At 69.8% G+C, this 16,992-nt stretch carries 16 protein-coding genes and 1 riboswitch; of the genes, 13 read left to right on the top strand and 3 right to left on the bottom strand.

Going from position 1 to position 16,992, the window contains the following annotated elements:
* Nucleotides 1–222: 222 nt before the first annotated feature.
* From ctaC to ACSNOG_RS10120, 4 genes are all read left to right on the top strand, one after another.
* Entirely contained in the window at nt 223–1,194 is a 972-nt protein-coding gene (ctaC, locus tag ACSNOG_RS10135; RefSeq protein ID WP_436752244.1) for an aa3-type cytochrome oxidase subunit II, read from the top strand.
* Nucleotides 1,191–2,918, top strand: coding sequence for an aa3-type cytochrome oxidase subunit I (ctaD, locus tag ACSNOG_RS10130; protein ID WP_436752243.1), 1,728 nt, complete (start codon nt 1,191–1,193; stop codon nt 2,916–2,918). Before ctaC ends, ctaD begins: the two co-directional genes overlap by 4 nt.
* A complete protein-coding gene (locus ACSNOG_RS10125; protein WP_436720527.1) occupies nt 2,915–3,313 on the top strand; it encodes a cytochrome c oxidase subunit 4 in 399 nt (132 codons plus the stop codon). The genes ctaD and ACSNOG_RS10125 overlap by 4 nt, the downstream gene beginning before the upstream one ends.
* Nucleotides 3,314–3,433: 120 nt before the next feature.
* Nucleotides 3,434–4,690 (top strand): Ig-like domain-containing protein, encoded by a 1,257-nt coding sequence (locus tag ACSNOG_RS10120; RefSeq protein WP_436752242.1) that lies wholly within the window; start codon nt 3,434–3,436, stop codon nt 4,688–4,690.
* 19 nt (nt 4,691–4,709) lie between these two features.
* On the opposite strand, the gene ACSNOG_RS10115 is transcribed toward ACSNOG_RS10120, so the two are convergent.
* Entirely contained in the window at nt 4,710–5,111 is a 402-nt protein-coding gene (locus tag ACSNOG_RS10115) for a hypothetical protein (protein WP_436752241.1), read from the bottom strand.
* A 237-nt stretch (nt 5,112–5,348) separates the two neighbouring features.
* On the opposite strand from ACSNOG_RS10115, the gene ctaE reads away from it, so the two are divergent.
* The 6 genes from ctaE to ACSNOG_RS10085 all read left to right on the top strand — a co-directional run bounded on the left by ctaE (nt 5,349) and on the right by ACSNOG_RS10085 (nt 12,514).
* On the top strand, nt 5,349–5,969 hold the full coding sequence (gene ctaE / locus ACSNOG_RS10110) for an aa3-type cytochrome oxidase subunit III (protein WP_436720530.1): 621 nt from the start codon (nt 5,349–5,351) through the stop codon (nt 5,967–5,969).
* 67 nt (nt 5,970–6,036) lie between these two features.
* A complete protein-coding gene (gene qcrC / locus ACSNOG_RS10105) occupies nt 6,037–6,846 on the top strand; it encodes a cytochrome bc1 complex diheme cytochrome c subunit (protein WP_436752240.1) in 810 nt (269 codons plus the stop codon).
* On the top strand, nt 6,843–7,898 hold the full coding sequence (gene qcrA / locus ACSNOG_RS10100) for a cytochrome bc1 complex Rieske iron-sulfur subunit (protein ID WP_436752239.1): 1,056 nt from the start codon (nt 6,843–6,845) through the stop codon (nt 7,896–7,898). Before qcrC ends, qcrA begins: the two co-directional genes overlap by 4 nt.
* The gene (qcrB, locus tag ACSNOG_RS10095) at nt 7,895–9,544 is read left to right on the top strand and encodes a cytochrome bc1 complex cytochrome b subunit (RefSeq protein ID WP_436752238.1); all 1,650 of its coding nucleotides are present in this window, start codon (nt 7,895–7,897) and stop codon (nt 9,542–9,544) included. Before qcrA ends, qcrB begins: the two co-directional genes overlap by 4 nt.
* A 170-nt stretch (nt 9,545–9,714) precedes the next feature.
* Entirely contained in the window at nt 9,715–10,779 is a 1,065-nt protein-coding gene (gene trpD, locus ACSNOG_RS10090; RefSeq protein WP_436752237.1) for an anthranilate phosphoribosyltransferase, read from the top strand.
* 110 nt (nt 10,780–10,889) lie between these two features.
* Nucleotides 10,890–11,006: riboswitch (SAM riboswitch) on the top strand.
* A gap of 149 nt (nt 11,007–11,155) precedes the next feature.
* Nucleotides 11,156–12,514: an aminotransferase class V-fold PLP-dependent enzyme gene (locus tag ACSNOG_RS10085; protein WP_436752236.1), complete on the top strand. Its 1,359-nt coding sequence runs from the start codon at nt 11,156–11,158 to the stop codon at nt 12,512–12,514.
* Nucleotides 12,515–12,649: 135 nt separating this feature from the next.
* Here ACSNOG_RS10085 and ACSNOG_RS10080 read toward each other — a convergent pair whose 3' ends face one another.
* Together ACSNOG_RS10080 and ACSNOG_RS10075 are read right to left on the bottom strand one after the other, a co-directional pair.
* Nucleotides 12,650–12,931: an Lrp/AsnC family transcriptional regulator gene (locus ACSNOG_RS10080; RefSeq protein ID WP_168090983.1), complete on the bottom strand. Its 282-nt coding sequence runs from the start codon at nt 12,929–12,931 to the stop codon at nt 12,650–12,652.
* A 9-nt stretch (nt 12,932–12,940) separates the two neighbouring features.
* Nucleotides 12,941–13,693 (bottom strand): rhomboid family intramembrane serine protease, encoded by a 753-nt coding sequence (locus ACSNOG_RS10075; protein WP_436752235.1) that lies wholly within the window; start codon nt 13,691–13,693, stop codon nt 12,941–12,943.
* A 162-nt stretch (nt 13,694–13,855) separates the two neighbouring features.
* Between ACSNOG_RS10075 and ACSNOG_RS10070 the strand changes: the two genes are divergently transcribed.
* The 3 genes from ACSNOG_RS10070 to ACSNOG_RS10060 all read left to right on the top strand — a co-directional run bounded on the left by ACSNOG_RS10070 (nt 13,856) and on the right by ACSNOG_RS10060 (nt 16,777).
* A complete protein-coding gene (locus tag ACSNOG_RS10070) occupies nt 13,856–14,095 on the top strand; it encodes a hypothetical protein (protein ID WP_436752234.1) in 240 nt (79 codons plus the stop codon).
* Nucleotides 14,096–14,114: 19 nt separating this feature from the next.
* A complete protein-coding gene (locus ACSNOG_RS10065; protein ID WP_436752233.1) occupies nt 14,115–15,494 on the top strand; it encodes an NYN domain-containing protein in 1,380 nt (459 codons plus the stop codon).
* 218 nt (nt 15,495–15,712) lie between these two features.
* Nucleotides 15,713–16,777 (top strand): NlpC/P60 family protein, encoded by a 1,065-nt coding sequence (locus ACSNOG_RS10060; RefSeq protein WP_436752232.1) that lies wholly within the window; start codon nt 15,713–15,715, stop codon nt 16,775–16,777.
* The last annotated feature ends 215 nt before the right edge of the window (nt 16,778–16,992 follow it).

The following is a 16,992-nucleotide window of genomic DNA, read 5'->3' as shown; positions in this document are numbered from 1 at the left end:
AGCAGCCGTCTGACGGTCCCCCAGACGGCCGCCGGACCCGTGGATTCCATCCCTTCGGGGAGTGACGCGGCGCGTTGGGCACCCTCCCCGCGCGGCCCCAAATAGCGTCCAGTAGGGTTTGGTCCGCATAAACATCCAAACCCCTGCCCGCAGCGGGCCGGCGACCGACCAGCGAGACGGCCGCAGCCGGCCGCACGGGCGAGACTCTCGGGAAGGCGCTACGTGAGTCCCAACGGCTCCGACCGCTCGTCGCGGCGCCCGGTGCGGCGGAAGCTGCTGCAGGCGCTGGCCGCGGGCGCTGTCCTGGCGACCGCCTCCGGTTGCACATCTAAGGACTTCCCCCGCCTCGGAATGCCCACTCCCGTCACGGAAGAGGCGCCGCGGATCCTCTCCCTGTGGCAGGGCTCCTGGGCCGCCGCCCTCGTGGTCGGTGTCCTGGTGTGGGGCCTGATCATCTGGAGCGTCATCTTCCACCGGCGCAGCCGGACGAAGGTGGAGGTACCCCAGCAGACCCGGTACAACATGCCCATCGAGGCGCTGTACACCGCGGTCCCGATCATCATCGTGTCGGTGCTCTTCTACTTCACGGCTCGTGATGAGAACAAGCTCCTGACCAACCCTGACAAGCCGCAGCACGTCATCAACGTGGTGGGCTTCCAGTGGAGCTGGGCCTTCAACTACATGGAGGACGTCGACGGCAACGCCGCGACCCCGGCGAAGCCGCTCCGTGAGAACAAGGAGCTCGACGCGATCCCGGACCGGTTCCTGACGAAGGCACCGAAGGGCGCGGAGGGTGTCTACGACATCGGCATCCCCGGCACGCGCAACGAGCAGACCAACAACCCGGGCCCCACGCTGTGGCTGCCCAAGGGCGAGACGGTTCAGTTCGTGCTCACCTCGCGGGACGTCATCCACTCCTTCTGGGTGGTGCCGTTCCTGATGAAGCAGGACGTCATCCCGGGCCACACCAACAGCTTCACGGTGACCCCGAACAAGGAAGGCACCTTCCTGGGCAAGTGCGCCGAGCTCTGCGGCCAGGACCACTCCCGGATGCTGTTCAACGTCAAGGTCGTCTCTCCTGAGCGTTACAAGCAGCACCTGAAGGAGCTGGCCGCGAAGGGCCAGACCGGCTACCAGCCGGCGGGCATCGCGCAGACGGATCACGCGAAGAACGCGGAGACCAAGAACAAGTGAGCATCCTCAACGAACCCCAGGGTGCCGCCGCCGCGACAGCCACGGCAGCACCGCCAGTCCGCCAGAAGCAGCCCGGTATCAATGCGGTCAAGTGGCTCACCACCACCGACCACAAGACCATCGGCACGATGTATCTGGTCACGTCGTTCGCGTTCTTCTGCATCGGCGGCCTGATGGCGCTGCTGATGCGCGCCGAACTCGCCCGTCCCGGCACGCAGATCATGTCGAACGAGCAGTTCAACCAGGCGTTCACGATGCACGGCACGATCATGCTGCTGATGTTCGCGACGCCGCTGTTCGCCGGTTTCGCGAACTGGATCATGCCGCTGCAGATCGGCGCGCCCGACGTGGCGTTCCCGCGGCTGAACATGTTCGCCTACTGGCTCTACCTCTTCGGCTCGATCATCGCGGTGGCCGGCTTCCTCACCCCGCAGGGTGCGGCCGACTTCGGCTGGTTCGCCTACTCCCCGCTGTCGGACGCCGTCCGCTCGCCGGGCGTCGGCGCCGACATGTGGATCATGGGTCTGGCCTTCTCCGGCTTCGGCACGATCCTCGGCTCGGTCAACTTCATCACCACGATCATCTGCATGCGCGCGCCCGGCATGACGATGTTCCGCATGCCGATCTTCACCTGGAACGTCCTGCTGACCGGTGTCCTGGTCCTGCTGGCCTTCCCGGTCCTGGCGGCCGCGCTGTTCGCCCTGGAGGCGGACCGCAAGTTCGGGGCCCACGTCTTCGACGCGGCCAACGGCGGCGCCCTGCTGTGGCAGCACCTCTTCTGGTTCTTCGGCCACCCCGAGGTGTACATCATCGCGCTGCCGTTCTTCGGCATCATCTCCGAGGTCATCCCGGTCTTCTCCCGCAAGCCGATGTTCGGCTACTGGGGCCTGATCGCGGCCACGATCTCGATCGCGGGCCTGTCGGTGACGGTGTGGGCGCACCACATGTACGTCACGGGCGGCGTGCTGCTGCCGTTCTTCTCCTTCATGACCTTCCTGATCGCGGTCCCGACCGGTGTGAAGTTCTTCAACTGGATCGGCACCATGTGGAAGGGCTCGCTGTCCTTCGAGACCCCGATGCTGTGGGCCGTCGGCTTCCTGATCACCTTCACCTTCGGTGGTCTGACCGGCGTCATCCTGGCCTCGCCCCCGATGGACTTCCACGTCTCCGACTCGTACTTCGTGGTCGCGCACTTCCACTACGTCATCTTCGGCACCGTGGTGTTCGCGATGTTCTCCGGCTTCCACTTCTGGTGGCCGAAGTTCACGGGCAAGATGCTGGACGAGAAGCTCGGCAAGATCACCTTCTGGACGCTGTTCGTGGGCTTCCACGGCACGTTCCTGGTGCAGCACTGGCTGGGTGCCGAGGGCATGCCGCGCCGTTACGCGGACTACCTCGCCGCCGACGGCTTCACCACGCTGAACACCATCTCGACCATCAGCTCCTTCCTGCTGGGCCTGTCGATCCTTCCGTTCATGTACAACGTCTGGAAGACCGCCAAGTACGGCAAGAAGGTCGAGGTCGACGACCCGTGGGGCTACGGCCGCTCGCTGGAGTGGGCGACCTCCTGCCCGCCGCCGCGGCACAACTTCCTCACGCTGCCGCGCATCCGCTCCGAATCCCCGGCGTTCGACCTGCACCACCCGGAGATCGCGGCCCTGGAGCTCGAAGAGAACCTCGCGGCTGAGAAGGCCCTCGCGGGTGGCAAGGAGGCCGGCAAGTGAAGATCCAGGGCAAGATGTTCATCTGGCTCTCCGTCTTCATCCTCGCCATGGCGTGCGTCTATGGCGTGTGGTCGAAGGAGCCGGCCGGTACGACGGCGCTCTTCCTGGCCTTCGGTCTGTGCATCATGGTCGGCTACTACCTGGCGTTCACCGCGCGCCGGGTGGACACCGGTGCCGGTGACAACAAGGAGGCGGACGTCGCCGACGACGCCGGCGAGCTGGGCTTCTTCGCCCCGCACAGCTGGCAGCCGCTCTCCCTGGCGGTCGGTGGCGCCCTGGCCTTCATGAGCATCTGCTTCGGCTGGTGGCTGATGTACTTCTCGGCCCCGATCATCATGGTCGGCCTCTTCGGCTGGGTGTTCGAGTTCTACCGAGGCGAGAACCAGAACCAGTAACGAACGGCCGCTGCCGTCCCGGGGCCCGCACACCATCCGGTGTGCGGGGCCCGGTTCCGTTTCCACCCGTTTGCAGTCACCCGGCAGGCCGTACGCCCCGATCCTTCCTACGGTGTGACCATGACCCAGTCACGTCGACACCGTCTGGCGCTCACCGGGGCGGTGCTGCTGACCGCGCTGGCGGTGGGGGTCACCGCCTGCGGCGGCTCGTCCAACCCGCTGGCCGACAAGCCCTACGACGCCAGCGGGCAGGTGGAGCTCACCAGTGCCCGCGACGGGCAGAAGGCGGATCCCAGCAAGCCCCTGGAGGTGGTCGCCAGGGGCGAGGACCGCATCACGGACGTCACGGCGACCGATGCGGCGGGCCGCTACGTCAAGGGCGAGCTCTCCGCCGACGGCACCCGCTGGCACAGCACCGGCGCCCTCTCCGCCGGCGCGCACTACACCGTGCGCGTCACCACCGAGGACGAGAACGGCTCCCAGGGCCGCCGCACGATCGGCTTCGACACCAACCCGGCCGACCGCCTCCTGCGCGTCAGTTTCGGCCCGCAGAGCGGCACCTACGGCGTGGGACAGCCCATCACCGCCGAGCTGAGCACCCCCGTCCAGGACCCGGCGGCACGCGCCGTCGTCGAGCGCACCCTGCGGGTCGAGTCCCGGCCCGCCGTGGAGGGCGCCTGGCACTGGGTGGACAACCGCACCCTGCACTACCGCCCGAAGGAGTACTGGCCCGCGCACACCACCATCGACGTGCACGCCACCCTCGACGGCATCAAGGTCGGCGGCGGCCTCTACGGAGGCCCCTCCAGGGCCGTGCAGATCACGACGGGCGACCGCATCGAGGCCGTCACCGACGCGAGCGCGCACAGCATGACCGTGTCGGTCAACGGCAAGGAGGTCCGGTCCATCCCGGTGACCACCGGCAAGCCGGGCTTCTCCACGCGCAACGGGGTCAAGGTGATCCTGGGCCGGGAATCCTTCGTACGCATGCGCGGCACCAGCATCGGCATCGCCGAGGGCAGCGCGGACTCCTACGACCTGCCGGTCCACTGGGCCACCCGGGTTACCTGGAGCGGCGAGTACGTGCACGCCGCGCCCTGGTCCGAGGGCTCCCAGGGCGCGGAGAACGTCAGCCACGGCTGCACCGGCATGAGCACCGCCAACGCCAAGTGGTTCTTCGACACCGTGCACGTCGGCGACATCGTCAAGGTCGTGGGCAGCGCCGGTGCGACCATGACGCCGTTCGACAACGGCTTCGGCGACTGGAACATGGCCTGGGACGAATGGCGCAAGGGCAGTGCCCTCGTCGGAGGGAAGACCGGGAAGGCCGAGGGCGGCGACCCCGCCGACGCCGCCCGCCTGCGCCCCGAGCTCTAGCCGCCGCCCCGTGCGCCCCTCAGGCGTCCACGGCCTTCCGGGCGCGCAGCAGGCCCGCCAGCGCGTCGGCGAAGACCGCCGGGTCCAGCGGGTGCGTCACGGCCGCGTCGGCGCGGCTCCAGGTGGCCAGCCAGGCGTCCTGCGGGCGGCCCATGAGCAGCAGCACGGGCGGGCAGCGGAACACCTCGTCCTTCAGCTGCCGGCACACCCCCATGCCGCCCGCCGGCGCCGTCTCGCCGTCCAGGACGCACACGTCCACGTGGTGCTCCTCCAGGGCCGTAAGGACGCCCGGGAGCGTCGCGCACTCCACGTACGCGACCGGCGGCACGTCCGGGGCGGGCCTGCGCCCGGCGGCCAGCCGGACCTGCTCGCGGGTGTCCGCGTTGTCGCTGTAGACCAGCACGGTGGCCGTCGGCTGCATCGTTCCTCCAGGCTTGTGTTCGGCACAGCTGTGGATCTGATGTGGAGCTGATCGATGGCCGGACTCTACTCCGCGAACACCCTTCCGGAGGAGGGTCCGTCAGGCCCGCGAGGTGCCCCGGAACGTCCGGTTCCCCCCTTTGGGGGACCCCGGCACTGGGCCGTACGAGCAGCGCACATGCTCTTGACACACCGAACGGCACCCCCCGGAGTGAGCACGAGATAAGCGACCGACATAATGTCGGTCGTGGCGACTGCAACAGCAACAGATACCGGGCACGCACACCCGTCGGTCAATCGACCGAACCTCACCAGCGTCGGAACCATCATCTGGTTGAGTTCCGAGCTGATGTTCTTCGCGGCCCTCTTCGCGATGTACTTCACCCTGCGATCGGTGAGCGGCACCGAGTTCTGGTCGGAAAAGGCGTCCGCGCTGAACCTGCCGTTCTCGGCGACGAACACCACGATCCTGGTGCTCTCCTCCCTCACCTGCCAGCTCGGCGTCTTCGCCGCCGAGCGCGGCGACGTGAAGAAGCTGCGCACCTGGTTCGTGATCACCTTCGTGATGGGTGCCATCTTCATCGGCGGCCAGGTCTTCGAGTACACCGACCTCGTGAAGAAGGACGGGCTCTCGCTCTCCTCCGACCCGTACGGCTCGGTGTTCTACCTGACGACCGGCTTCCACGGCCTGCACGTGACGGGCGGTCTGATCGCCTTCCTGCTGGTTCTGGGCAGGACGTACGCGGCCAAGAGGTTCACCCACCACCAGGCGACGGCGGCCATCGTCGTGTCCTACTACTGGCACTTCGTCGACGTGGTGTGGATCGGCCTCTTCGCCACGATCTACTTGATCAAGTAATCGGTCCCGTCCCGCACCGGACCAACAGTCCAGATCGACGCAGAAGATCCTGACACCGGGGTAATCCGTGAAAAAGCTCTCCGCACGACGACGCCATCCGCTGGCGGCGGTCGTCGTCCTACTCTTCGCGCTGGCGGTAACTGGGGGGCTGTACGCCGCGTTCGCGCCGGCGGACACGGCCAAGGCCGATGAAACCGCCCAGTCCCTCGCCATCGAGGAGGGCAAGAAGCTCTATTCCGTGGGCTGCGCAAGCTGCCACGGCACCGGCGGTCAGGGCACCACCGACGGCCCGAGCCTCGTCGGCGTGGGCGCCGCGGCCGTCGACTTCCAGGTCGCCACCGGTCGCATGCCGCTCCAGCAGCAGGGTGCCCAGGCCCCCCGCAAGAAGGCGATCTACTCGCAGGCCGAGATCGACCAGCTCGCCGCGTACATCGCCTCGCTGGGCGCCGGCCCCTCGGTCCCGACCAAGGATCAGTACAGCCCGGACGGCGCGGACATCGCCAAGGGCGGGGAGCTCTTCCGCACCAACTGCGCCCAGTGCCACAACTTCACCGGTAAGGGCGGCGCGCTCTCCAACGGCAAGTTCGCCCCCACGCTTGAGGACGTTGACCCCAAGCACATCTACGAGGCCATGCAGACCGGCCCGCAGAACATGCCTTCCTTCCCCGACACGACGATGTCGGAGAAGAACAAGAAGGACATCATCGCGTACCTCGACACGGTCAACAGCAGCAAGTCGGAGAGCCCGGGCGGCCTCGAGCTGGGCGGGCTCGGCCCCGTCAGCGAGGGTCTGTTCGCCTGGATCTTCGGACTGGGCGCGCTGATCGCAGTAGCCATCTGGGTCGCGGCCCACACCGCTAAGGCCAAGAAGTCATGAGTAGCCAAGACATTCCAGAAGAGAACCTGCCGAGCACGCAGGACGCGCACGGCGGTGCCGTGACGAAGACGGCCGGCGACCCGTTCGCCGACCCCGGCCTCCCGCCGCACGAGCCCCGGATCCAGGACATCGACGAGCGGGCCGCCCAGCGCTCCGAGCGCGTGGTCGCCTTCCTGTTCCTGCTCTCGATGCTGGCGACGGTCGGCTTCATCGCCTCCTACGTCACCCTGCCGGTCGACAAGAGCATCTACGTCTTCCCGATCGGTCACATCAGCGCGCTGAACTTCGCGCTGGGCATGACCCTCGCGGTGGCGCTGTTCTGCATCGGCGCGGGCGCGGTCCACTGGGCCCGCACCCTGATGTCGGACGTGGAGGTCGCCGACGAGCGGCACGCCATCGCCGCCGAGCCCGATGTCAAGGCCAAGGTCATGGCCGACTTCAAGCAGGGCGCGGAGGAGTCGGCCTTCGGCCGCCGCAAGCTGATCCGCAACACCATGTTCGGTGCGCTGGCCCTGGTGCCGCTCTCCGGCGTGATGCTGCTGCGCGACCTCGGACCGCTGCCGGGCACCAAGCTCCGCAAGACCGCCTGGTCCGAGGGCAAGATGCTGATCAACCAGAACACGCTGCAGCCGCTGCGTCCCGAGGACATCCAGGTCGGATCCCTCACCTTCGCCATGCCCGAGGGCATGAAGGAGGAGGACCACGACTTCCAGCAGGAGATCGCCAAGGCCGCCCTGATGATCGTCCGGCTCCGCCCGGAGAACATCAAGGACAAGCGCGAGCTCGACTGGTCCGCCGACGGCATCGTCGCGTTCTCCAAGATCTGCACCCACGTCGGCTGCCCGATCAGCCTCTACGAGCAGCAGACGCACCACGTGCTGTGCCCCTGCCACCAGTCCACCTTCGACCTCTCCGACGGCGGACGCGTGATCTTCGGCCCGGCCGGCCACGCTCTTCCGCAGCTGCGGATCAAGGTCAACGACAAGGGCTACCTTGAGGCCATGGGCGACTTCGCCGAGCCCGTCGGTCCTGCCTACTGGGAGCGCGGATGAGCACTACGACCACCAACCAGTCCGGCGCGGGTGCGCCGGGCCGCCGCAAGGCGCCCGCGGGTGAGCGGGTAGCCGACTGGGCGGACGGCCGGCTCGGGATCTACTCCCTGGCCAAGGCCAACATGCGGAAGATCTTCCCGGACCACTGGTCCTTCATGCTGGGCGAGGTCTGCCTCTACAGCTTCGTGATCATCATCCTCACGGGTGTGTATCTGACGCTGTTCTTCCACCCGAGCATGAACGAGGTCGTCTACCACGGCTCGTACGTGCCCATGCAGGGCATGCACATGTCCGAGGCGTTCAAGTCGACCCTCGACATCAGCTTCGACGTCCGTGGCGGTCTGCTCATCCGGCAGATCCACCACTGGGCCGCGCTGATCTTCCTCGCGGGCATGTTCGTGCACATGATGCGCGTCTTCTTCACGGGCGCCTTCCGCAAGCCGCGCGAGGTCAACTGGCTGTTCGGCTTCCTGCTGTTCGTCCTCGGCATGTTCACCGGCTTCACCGGTTACTCGCTGCCGGACGACCTGCTCTCCGGCACCGGTGTCCGCTTCATGGAGGGCGCGATCCTGTCCGTGCCGATCGTCGGCACGTACATCTCGATGTTCCTCTTCGGCGGCGAGTTCCCCGGCTCGGACTTCGTGCCGCGGTTCTTCTCCATCCACGTCCTGCTGCTGCCGGGCATCATGCTCGGTCTGCTGGTGGCCCACCTGATCCTGGTGATCTACCACAAGCACACGCAGTTCCCCGGCCCGGGCCGGACCAACAAGAACGTCGTCGGCCTCCCGCTGATGCCGGTCTACATGGCCAAGGCCGGTGGCTTCTTCTTCCTGGTCTTCGGTGTCATCGCGGCCATCGCGGCGATCGCCTCGATCAACCCGATCTGGGCCATCGGCCCGTACCGCCCGGACCAGGTGTCCACCGGCGCCCAGCCCGACTGGTACATGGGCTTCGCCGAGGGTCTGATCCGCGTTATGCCGGGCTGGGAGATCAACCTGTGGGGCCACACGCTCGTCCTGGGCGTGTTCATCCCGCTGGTCATCTTCCCGCTGGTGCTCGGTGCGATCGCGGTCTGGCCGTTCATCGAGTCCTGGGTCACCGGTGACAAGCGCGAGCACCACCTGCTGGACCGCCCGCGCAACGCCCCGACGCGCACCGCGTTCGGTGCCGCCTGGATCGCCGCGTACTTCGTGATGCTGGTCGGTGGTGGAAACGACCTGTGGGCCACCCACTTCCACCTGTCGATCAACGCCATCACCTGGTTCGTCCGCATCGGCTTCTTCGTGATCCCGGTCCTGGTGTTCATCGCCACCCGCCGGATCTGCATGGGCCTGCAGCGCCGCGACAAGGACAAGGTGCTGCACGGACGCGAGTCCGGCATCATCAAGCGCCTGCCGCACGGTGAGTTCGTCGAGGTCCACGAGCCCCTCACGCAGGAGCAGATGCACACCCTCACGGCGCACGAGCAGCCGCAGCCGCTCGAGCTGGAGCCGGAGTACGACGAGAACGGCGTGGCCCGCAAGGCCGGCGCCGGTCAGCGCCTCCGGGTGAAGCTCTCCAAGGGCTTCTACGGCGAGGGGACCCAGATCCCCAAGCCCACCGTGGAGGAGTACGAGGAGATCACGAGCGGCCACGGCCACCACTGATCCCCGGATCACCGCCCGGTCCACACTGATCGCTGATTGCCGATCGCCACAGTGAGAGCCCCGTCCAGGCCCTGGACGGGGCTCTTCGCTGTCTGCGGGGGTGGATAGGCTGGGCGGGCAGACCCCGGGACGAACCCGGCTCTCCGGACCGACCACCAGGAGCGTGGACCATGAACGTTGTGACCCCGGCAGGCGGCGACAGCGCGGTGGCCCCCTCCTGGCCGGGTCTCCTGGACGCCCTGCTCGCCGGCCGCGACCTGACCGCCGGCGACACCGCCTGGGCCATGGACCGGATCATGCGCGGCGAGGCCACCGGCGCGCAGATCGCGGGCTTCCTGGTCGCCCTGCGCGCCAAGGGCGAGACGGTCGCCGAGATCTCCGGCCTGGTGCACACGATGTACGCGCACGCGCGGCTGATCGAGGTGCCCGGCCCCAGCGTGGACATCGTCGGCACCGGCGGCGACGGTGCCAAGACCGTCAACATCTCCACCATGTCCTCGATCGTCGTCGCCGGCACCGGCACGAAGGTCGTCAAGCACGGCAACCGCGCGGCGTCCTCGGCCAGCGGCGCCTCGGACGTCCTGGAGAAGCTGGGCGTCAACCTCGACCTCAGCCCGAAGCGGGTGGCGGAGGTCGCCGAGGAGGCCGGTATCACCCTGTGCTTCGCGGTGACCTTCCACCCGGCCCTGCGGCACGTGGCCGCGGCGCGGCGCGAGCTCGGCATCCGCACCGTCTTCAACGTGCTGGGCCCGCTGACCAACCCCGCGAAGGTACGGGCCCAGGCCACCGGCGTCGCGGACGCCCGGATGGCGCCGATCCTCGCCGGGGTGCTCGCCGAGCGCGGCTCCTCGGCGCTGGTCTTCCGCGGCGACGACGGCCTCGACGAGCTGACGACGACCGCGACGTCGCGGGTGTGGGTGGTCTCCGGCGGGCAGGTCCGCGAGGAGGCCTTCGACCCGCGGGACGTGGGCATCGACCTGGTGCCGGTGGAGGCGCTGCGGGGCGCCGACGCGTCGTACAACGCGGACGTGGCGCGGCGGGTGCTGGCGGGCGAGACCGGTCCCGTACGGGACGCGGTGCTGCTCAACTCGGCGGCGGCGCTGGTGGCGCAGGCGCCGACCGAGGCGCCGCTGGCGGAGCAGATCCGGGCGGGGATCGCGCGCGCCGCCGAGTCGATCGACTCCGGGGCGGCGCGGCGGGCCCTGGAGCGGTGGGTCGTCGCGAGCAACGCGTAGGGCCGTGAAGCAGGGCGTGAAGCAGGGCGTGAAGCAGGGCCGTGAAGGGGCGTCCGTGATGCGGACGCCCCTTCACGGCCGGCGATCACGTGTGCCATACTCTCGGCCAAGGTCACGAGTGACAGCGACACGGCCCCGGCCCGCTGTCCGGCAACCCTCCTTCCGTGGCGGGGTGCCCCGGGTGATGACCAGGTCGCAGGCAGCGAGGTCTGCGACAAGCGCGGATCCCTCGCCAGGGATCCTGGTTGTCGAGGGAGTTCCTTCCGTGGTTCAGCGAATGCGTTAGGGCTCGAAGAGCCCCTTTTCCGCGCACCCTTCTTTCTCCTCCCGCGCCGTCGCGCGGTGGAATTCGCCTGCCTTTTTACGGGAGTTCGCCATGTCTGTCTCCACCCTTGCCTCCGAGCAGTCCGTTTGCACCCCTCTGCCCGTTCTCGGGCGGGATGTCCGGGTCCCGCTGGTGACCGGGGGAGAGGTGACCTACGCGGCCCTGGACTACGCGGCCAGCGCGCCCGCCCTGCAGCGGGTGTGGGACGACGTGGCGGCCTACGCGCCCTACTACGGCAGCGTGCACCGCGGCGCGGGGTACCTCTCGCAGGTGTCCACGGAGCTGTTCGAGAACAGCCGGGCGGACGTCGCCGCGTTCCTCGGCTGCCGGGAGGGGGACCAGGTGCTCTTCACCCGCTCGACCACCGACTCGCTCAACCTGCTCGCGGCCGTCCTCCCCACCGGGACGCGGGTGTTCGTCTTCGAGACCGAGCACCACGCGGCGCTCCTGCCCTGGCAGCGGCGCGCGGACGTCGAGGTGACCTACCTCGACGCGCCCCGCACGCCCGGGCAGGCGGTCGAGACGCTCGAGCGGGCGCTCGCGGCCCGCGAGCCCTACGGACCGGCGCTGGTGTGCGTGACCGGTGCGTCCAACGTGACCGGTGAGCTGTGGCCCGTACGGGAGCTGGCCGCCGCCGCGCACGCCCACGGCGCGCGGATCGTGGTCGACGCGGCCCAGCTCGTCCCGCACCAGCGGGTCGACCTCGCGGAGCTGGACGCCGACTGGGTCGCCTTCTCCGGCCACAAGCTCTACGCGCCCTTCGGGGCGGGCGTGCTCGCCGGGCGCGCGGACTGGCTCCGCGACGCCGAGCCCTACCTCGCGGGCGGGGGCGCGAGCCGGCGCGTCGCACGGGGCGCCTCCGGCGAGGTGGAGGTCGACTGGCACGAGGGGGTCGCCCGGCACGAGGCCGGTTCGCCCAACGTCATCGGGGCCTACGCCATCGCCTCCGCGTGCAAGGCGCTCACCGAGGCCGGCTTCGACCGGCTCGCCGAGCGGGAGCGGCAGCTGATCACCGCGGTGCGGGAGGGGCTGGCGGCGGTGCCCGGCGTGCGCGTGCTGTCGCTCTTCGGGCCCGGCGCCCCGAGCGTGGGCGTCCTGTCCTTCACCGTCGACGGCTGGAACAGCTCGCACTTCGCGGCGGCGCTCTCCGCGGAGTACGGGATCGGCGTCCGCGACGGCCTCTTCTGTGCGCACCCGCTGGTGCGGACGCTGGTGGGCGCGGACTCCTCCGCCGAGGGGGAGTGCGGCTCGCCCGACGAGGGCGCGCCGCTGAACGCGATCCGCGTCAGCTTCGGCGCGGGCACGCCGGACGAGCACGTGGAGCGTTTCGTGGCGGCGGTGAGCGAACTCGTCCACCACGGGGCGAAGTGGTCCTACCGGACCGAGGGCGGACGCTGCGTCCCCGCCTGACGGCGCGTCGGCCGAGCACGGGGTCCGCCGCAGGCGGAAAAGATCCCGCCGCGACGGCGGTCGCCCCCCACCGGAGGTGATCGGCGGTGCCGTTCCGGGCGCGATCCGTGGATCCGGCGGCCCGCCGTCAGGCGGCTACGCATCCAGGCCGATGGCGAACGCCGCTTCCAGGTCGTGCTGGGAGTACGTGCGGAACGCGATGTGCGTCTCCGTCGAGGCGACGCCCGGGACCTTGCTGATCCTGCCCGGGATGACGTCCGCGAGGTCGTCGTGCCGGGCCACCCGCACCATGGCGATCAGATCGTGCGCACCCGTCACCGAGTACACCTCGCTCACGCCCTCGATCGCGGCGATCTGCTCGGCGATCTCGGGGATCCGGTCGACGTCGGTCTTGATCAGCACGATCGAAGTGATCACTGCGGGCTCCTATCGGGGGTCGGGGGGCAGCCCCGTCCTCACTCTAGTCGTACGGCCGTACCTCGCCCACGCGTACAGGAAGCCCAGGGCGAAGCCCACGACGTGGGCGAGGTAGGCGACGCCGGGCCGGTCGCCGGCCGCGCGGGCGGCGACCCACTGCAGGGCGAACCAGAAGAGGAGCACGGCCCAGGCGGGGAACCGCAGCGGCAGGAAGAAGAGGAACGGGAAGAGACTGGTGACGCGGGCCCGGGGAAAGAGGTAGAGGAAGGCTCCGAGGACTCCGGAGATCGCCCCGGAGGCGCCGACGAGCGTGCGGTCGGAGGCGGCGTGCGCGGCGGCGTAACCGAGCAGCGCGAGCACTCCGGCGGCGAGGTAGAAGAGGGCGAAGGGCCCGCGTCCCATCCGGTTTTCGGCCATGGCGCCGAAGACGTAGAGGAAGAGCATGTTCCCGAGCAGATGCAGCCAGTTGCCGTGCACGAAGAGCGCGGTGAGCGGGGTGATGAGCTCCGCCGGCGGCCCGTGCCAGAGCTTCTCGGGCACCACGCCCCACCGCTCGAAGTAGGCGGCCTGCGCGGCGAGGAGGTTGCTGCCGCTGCCGTGGCCGCCGGCGAGGGGAGAGGTGAGGCCCGCCGCGGGGCCCAGGAGGAACACCGCGCAGCAGGCGCCGATGAGGGCGTAGGTGACCAGGGGTACCGGCGGGCGGTGCCCGTCGTGGCTCCCGTACGCCGCCGTCCCGGCTGCCTTTCCGGCCTTTCCCAACATGAGCAGATCATGACGTACCGGCAGCAAAGCGCACAGAGTGCCTCGCCGGGCCGGTGAAGCGGGCCCGCACTCCGCGCCGCATGACCATCAGGCCGTAGGGTTACGGGAAGCACACCCGCAGTTCGATGGACTTCGATGGACTTGACGAGGACGGACGACACGATGGGCGTTCCCCAGCCGACAGCCGGGACCCGGTGGCGCTGCGCTCTGTGCGGCAATCTCACCCGGTTCGATGTGACGCGTACGACCAAAGCCGTGGATTTCGTTCATCTCGACCTGTCCGGCGAGCCGCGCGTGGAGGAACGCGAGGTGGTCAGTGAGACGATCGAGTCCGTGCGTTGCCGCTGGTGCAACGCGGTCGACCAGGTCGAGCTGGTGGACCGGCCGGGCGCGAAGGCCTGAAGAACGGGAGCGGTGAGCGGTGGTGGAGCACACGGGTGGCGCGGAGGCGGCCGGTGGGCCTGGTGACACCGGTGGGACCGACGGCGCTGCCGAGGTGCTCGACCGTCCGTTGCCGGAAGGCGTGCGACGCCGGGTCATCGGTCTGGTGGCGGAGGCGTTCGGCGGTCTGACCGTGGCCGAACTCCCGGCGGCGCTGCGGCAGTACGCGCGGTTCACGCCGGGCCGGCGGGCGAAGTTCGCGGGCAATGCGATGGCCGCGGCGGTGGAGAACGACGCGGCGTTCCGCCAGCGCATCTCGGCCCGGCTGCGCGAGACCGGCTCGGAGCTCGCCGAGGCGCTGGACGCGGGTTCGCCGCCCGCGGCCGCCGATCCGGAGGACGTGGCCGCCATGGCCTACGTGCTGCGGCCCACGGGCTGGGTCAAGCTCGTGACGGCGGCCGGCGAGGAGGCGCAGCGGGCGACCGCGGAGCGCGCGGGCGAGGAGGCCCAGCGCGAACTGCGGCGGCTGCGCGAGGAGCTGGCGGAGGCCCGGGCCGCGGCGCGGGCCGAGGCCGACCGGGTCCGCGCCGAGCTGGAGGCGGCCCGCAGGGAAACCGACTCGCTGCAGCGCAAGCTGCGCAGCGCGGTCGCCGACGTGCGGCGCGGCGAGGCCGCCCTGCGCAAGGCGGAGTCCGAGCTGGAGTCCGTGCGCGCGGCCGGTGCGGCCGAGAAGGCCGCCGCGCTGGGGGAGACCCGCCGGCTCAAGGCGCGGCTGTCGGAGGCCGAGGCCTCCCTGGAGGCGAGCCGCCGGGCGGTGCGCGAGGGCCGCAGCGTGGAGGACATGCGCCTGCGTCTGCTGCTGGACACCGTCCTTGACGCGGCGCAGGGGCTGCGCCGCGAGCTGGCGCTGCCGCCCGCCTCCGTGCACCCGGCCGACACGGTGGACGCCGTGGAGCCCGGCCGGATGACCCCGAAGGACATCGCCACGCGCGCGCTGTCCGAGACCGACCCGGCGCTGCTCGACCAGCTGCTGGCGCTGCCTCAGGCGCACCTCGTGGTCGACGGCTACAACGTCACCAAGACCGGCTATCCGACGATGCCGCTGGACAAGCAGCGGCTGCGCCTGCTGGGCGGTCTCGCGATGCTGGCCGCGCAGACGGGCGCCGAGGTCACGTGCGTCTTCGACGGGGCCGAACTGGCCGCGCCCGTGCTGCTCGCGCCGCCGCGCGGGGTGCGGGTGCTCTTCAGCAAGCCCGGGGTGACCGCGGACGAGCTCATCCGCCAGCTGGTGCGGGCCGAGCCGCCGGGCCGTCCGGTGGTGGTGGTCTCCACCGACCGGGAGGTCGCCGACGGCGTCGCGAAGGCGGGCGCGCGGCCGGTGGCATCGGCCTTGCTGCTCAAGCGACTTGCCCGTACCTGACCGTCAAGCCGCCGTCACCGGCTGTGTCACGTTGGTAAAGCTTCTGTTGAGGCGAGAGATTTTTCTGATGAGGATTTGAACGGATCAGTCAGGGGTCATTAAGGTCGGGCCTCGAACCTTCGCCCGGTCGATCATCCATTCGGGGTGACGGTGAAGGTCCCGCCCGAACCGTGCCCTCCGGCGTGCGGTGGCGGCCGAGGAAGAAGGAGCTCGTCTCCGTGGCGTCCCACCGTCGACCCAAGCAGCCGGGCCGCGCCCGGGTGACCGTGCTGACCGCGACCGCGGCCGCGGCCGTCGCCCTCACCTCGCAGGCCGCGCACGCCGATCCGAAGGCCTCCAAGGCGGAGGTCAAGGAGAAGGTCGACAAGTACTACGACGAGGCCGAGCAGGCCACGGAGAAGTACAACGGGGCCAAGGAGAAGCAGGACAAGCTCGACAAGCAGGTCACCGATCTCCAGGACAAGGTCGCCCGCGGCCAGGAGGAGATCAACAAGCTGCGCAACAGCCTCGGTTCGCTGGCCACCGCGCAGTACCGCAGCGGCGCCGTCGACCCCTCGCTGCAGCTCCTGCTCTCCTCCGACCCCGAGAGCTACCTGGACAAGGCATCCACCCTCAACCAGGTGAGCGCCAAGCAGGCCGACACCCTCAAGCAGATCTCCGAGAAGCAGCGCGCGCTCAAGCAGCAGCGCCAGGAGGCGACCGGCAAGCTCAAGGACCTCGCGGAGACCCGCAAGGTGCTCGGCGAGCAGAAGGAAGCCGTCCAGGAGAAGCTCGCCGCCGCCAAGGAGCAGCTCAACACCCTCACCGCCGCCGAGCGCGCCGAGGTCCTCGGCGAGAAGGAGAAGGCCGACGGCGGCAAGGGCGGCGAGGAGCGCGCCGGCCGCGGCGGCGGCAGCAGCCGCCCCGACCTCGGCAAGGACGTGCCCACCTCCGGCCGCGCCGCCGCCGCGCTCGCCGCCGCCCAGGGCAAGATCGGCGCCCCCTACGTCTGGGGCGCGACCGGCCCGGGCTCCTTCGACTGCTCGGGGCTGACCGGCTGGGCCTACGCCCAGGCCGGCGTCACCCTGCCGCGCATCTCGCAGGACCAGGCCAACGCCGGCACCCGCATCTACGACCAGAGCCAGCTCAAGCCCGGTGACCTGGTGCTCTTCTACGGCGACCTGCACCACATCGGCCTCTACGCGGGCAACGGCCAGACCCTGCACGCCCCCAAGCCGGGTGCCAACGTGCGCTACGAGTCGATGGGCAACATGCCCTTCCAGTTCGGCGTCCGCATAGGCTGACGACTGGGCCGAATGGCTGACCCGCCGCCCGTTCGGGCGAATCGCCGTGGCTCAAGCTGACTCCACGCCCCGCCGGTGACCTGCGTCTCCGGCGGGGCGTCCGCATTCCCGTCCCATTCCCACCCCGCGAGGTCTTTGAACGCGGGGTGAGCACGCCGCTACTGTCTGGCGCTGCGGCACCGGTACGCCGGGGACCGCGCCCCACAGCGCAGCAA

Source organism: Streptomyces sp. URMC 124 (genome assembly GCF_051386455.1).
GTDB lineage: Bacteria > Actinomycetota > Actinomycetes > Streptomycetales > Streptomycetaceae > Streptomyces.
Note: the sequence above shows the minus strand (reverse complement) of the source record. Positions and strands in the feature narration are given on the sequence as shown.

Excerpts from the sequence above, each read along its gene's own strand:
- ACSNOG_RS10120 (WP_436752242.1), top strand. The coding sequence starts at position 3,434 with ATGACCCAGTCACGTCGACACCGTCTGGCGCTCACCGGGGCGGTGCTG.
- ACSNOG_RS10115 (WP_436752241.1), bottom strand. The coding sequence starts at position 5,111 with ATGCAGCCGACGGCCACCGTGCTGGTCTACAGCGACAACGCGGACACC.
- ctaE (WP_436720530.1), top strand. The coding sequence starts at position 5,349 with ATGTCGGTCGTGGCGACTGCAACAGCAACAGATACCGGGCACGCACAC.
- qcrA (WP_436752239.1), top strand. The coding sequence starts at position 6,843 with ATGAGTAGCCAAGACATTCCAGAAGAGAACCTGCCGAGCACGCAGGAC.
- qcrB (WP_436752238.1), top strand. The coding sequence starts at position 7,895 with ATGAGCACTACGACCACCAACCAGTCCGGCGCGGGTGCGCCGGGCCGC.
- trpD (WP_436752237.1), top strand. The coding sequence starts at position 9,715 with ATGAACGTTGTGACCCCGGCAGGCGGCGACAGCGCGGTGGCCCCCTCC.
- ACSNOG_RS10085 (WP_436752236.1), top strand. The coding sequence starts at position 11,156 with ATGTCTGTCTCCACCCTTGCCTCCGAGCAGTCCGTTTGCACCCCTCTG.
- ACSNOG_RS10075 (WP_436752235.1), bottom strand. The coding sequence starts at position 13,693 with ATGTTGGGAAAGGCCGGAAAGGCAGCCGGGACGGCGGCGTACGGGAGC.
- ACSNOG_RS10070 (WP_436752234.1), top strand. The coding sequence starts at position 13,856 with ATGGGCGTTCCCCAGCCGACAGCCGGGACCCGGTGGCGCTGCGCTCTG.